Source organism: Facilibium subflavum (assembly GCF_003574485.1).
GTDB lineage: Bacteria > Pseudomonadota > Gammaproteobacteria > Francisellales > Francisellaceae > Facilibium > Facilibium subflavum.
On the sequence record NZ_QLIT01000021.1, the window covers coordinates 1 to 2,233 of the forward strand.

A 2,233-nucleotide genomic window follows, 5' to 3' on the forward strand; every position below is an offset into this window, starting at 1 on the left:
GCTTTAGCCATGCAGTTTCAATCTCAAAAGTTCAGCTACATTATTGCACATAAGTTATTAAATCAGATAAATGAGAATATCCAAAAAGTCAAAACGCATGATCAGCGCTATAAGCTTATCTACTATTCTGGTCACGATTTGACACTTCTTGCGATTATGGGTGCACTTAATCTTCCATTAAAGCAGGCACCTGATTATGCAAGCTTTATACAATTTCCCGACTTTGACACTTTTGAATGTGAAAGCCTTATTTTATAAGGATTCCTTCAAAACCCAGGGCACTACATTGAGTTATCCACAATAACAAAAGGTGTGCTTGCTAAAGACAGTCCCATCGTTTGATAAATCTTAGCTGCATGCGCACCAGTAGCTGATGGAATGCCATATTTCTTTTCTGTTTTTCTATGCTTAAGTATACTCACCTGTACATGCAGTAATTCTTTACGAATGACTTCAGGCGAAAGCTTCTGATATTGTAAAGCCACTCGGTAATTGAGGTGTTTAACGCAAACAAATGCCATATAGGCAATAGCAATATGTGCTTGTATGCGAGCAGGTGTCCAGTGATAAATCGGGCGAATTTTCAAATCGTGTTTGTTGACTCTAAAGCAGTCTTCAATCTGCCATAAGTTTCGATATTGTGCTAATACTTCACTGGCTTGTGCCTCATGCATGTTGGTAATCACACCATGTAAACCGTCCCATTTAGCATCCTGTGCTAATTTGTCTTCATTAATGGTTAATGTGCTTTCTCCCTGGACTTCCAGATATTTTTTATGTCCATAGTTTGTCAGCAGTGATTTAATATTCTTATTCTTAGATAGCTTAGCCTTTAAACGCTCAATTGCCTTGTCTCTGTCATGCTTGTCTTTCTTTGCCCTTTTGTCACTAAAGCCAACGATTAAACGCTGCCCTTTTTTATATTCAACATTCATATAGCGATCATTTAAAGGGTCCATGATTGCGCGATAGTTTTTAGGATCAAGCAGCTTTTCTTGAAGCTTTACATTTACATTCTTAAGTCTGGCACCAACAATATACTTCAGTTGGCAGGATTCTAATAGCGCAAGATTATCTTGGTTTAATAAACCACTATCGGCGACAAAAACGACCTCATTCACGGCGTAAGAGGACTTAAGCGTTGTAAGTGCTTGAATAAGCGTATGCCCTTCATACATGCTGCCTGGAAACACCTCATAAGAAACAGGCAATCCTTCTTGTGTTGCAATTAATGCCAAAACAACCTGTGGCTGGTTAAACTTAAGGTCTTTGCTATAACCATTTTGTTTTAGTTCATCCTCCGTAAATGATTCAAAATACAACGTGGTGCAATCATAAAAAAGCACATTGACTTTCTCATTCAGTGTTGATTTTGTCAAATCAAAGGATAATTTCTTAACCTTTGCGATTGCCTTATCATCTAACTTATCCATCATGCGATAAACCTTTTGCAAAGGTAGTCTTACGCCAAAGTCACGCTCAAGCATCGCAACAGATTCGCGCTTGCTTTCTGGTTTAGCAATACGTGCCATCACCGTGTGATAAAGCATCTGTTGTGCGCTACCTGGGCGAAAGAGTTTATCAAAACCAATTTCTTTGTATAGTTTGCCAAATACTTCATGAATACCAACTATTGTACGCTGCGCTTCATATACCTGTGATAAATTCACTTGCATCTCATCATCAAGACCTTGCATATCTACAGTTGCCTTCCTGGCTGAAATAGCAGCCTCAGCTGCTTCCTCCAAAGGCAAAAGACTGCCTTGGTATTCAGCCTCAAGGCCCACTTTAAGGTGTTCGGCAAGATCTTTCAGGCTTTCAAGCTCTTCATCATTCATTGCGATACCTACATGGCGCATGATTTTTTGTTTTACTTTATTGCCAATGCGAACAGATGACACAATTTGAACAGATTTTCTTGGGCTATTCGGTGTTGACTTAATTCGAACGAACATGGCATGGGTCTCATCGTTTTTTTTAAGGGTAACATAGTGCCATTTAAAATCAACTAATATTTTTACTAGGCACTACAAATTGACCTTTTTGGAAGACAAAAACCCTTATAAAATAAGGCCTGAGCAAAAATATCTTTCTTCAAACCTGTGGATAACTTTGAAAAGTGTCAAAGTCGGGAAATAGTGCATGCTCTCCAGTCTTCTTGCCCTGATAGGCGCCCATAGCTAAATCTAAAATAACACCACTGGAATATTCAATAATCGCAACAGCACGCATG

At 38.8% G+C, this 2,233-nt stretch carries 2 protein-coding genes; one reads left to right on the top strand and one right to left on the bottom strand.

What is annotated here, in order from left to right; translation table 11 throughout:
- Positions 1–258 (top strand): histidine-type phosphatase (locus tag DNK84_RS02125; RefSeq protein ID WP_119342932.1); only part of this gene is annotated, 258 nt, incomplete at its 5' end.
- A 23-nt stretch (positions 259–281) separates the two neighbouring features.
- On the opposite strand, the gene DNK84_RS02130 is transcribed toward DNK84_RS02125, so the two are convergent.
- Positions 282–1,955 (bottom strand): IS1634 family transposase, encoded by a 1,674-nt coding sequence (locus tag DNK84_RS02130; RefSeq protein WP_119342933.1) that lies wholly within the window; start codon positions 1,953–1,955, stop codon positions 282–284.
- Positions 1,956–2,233: the final 278 nt, after the last annotated feature.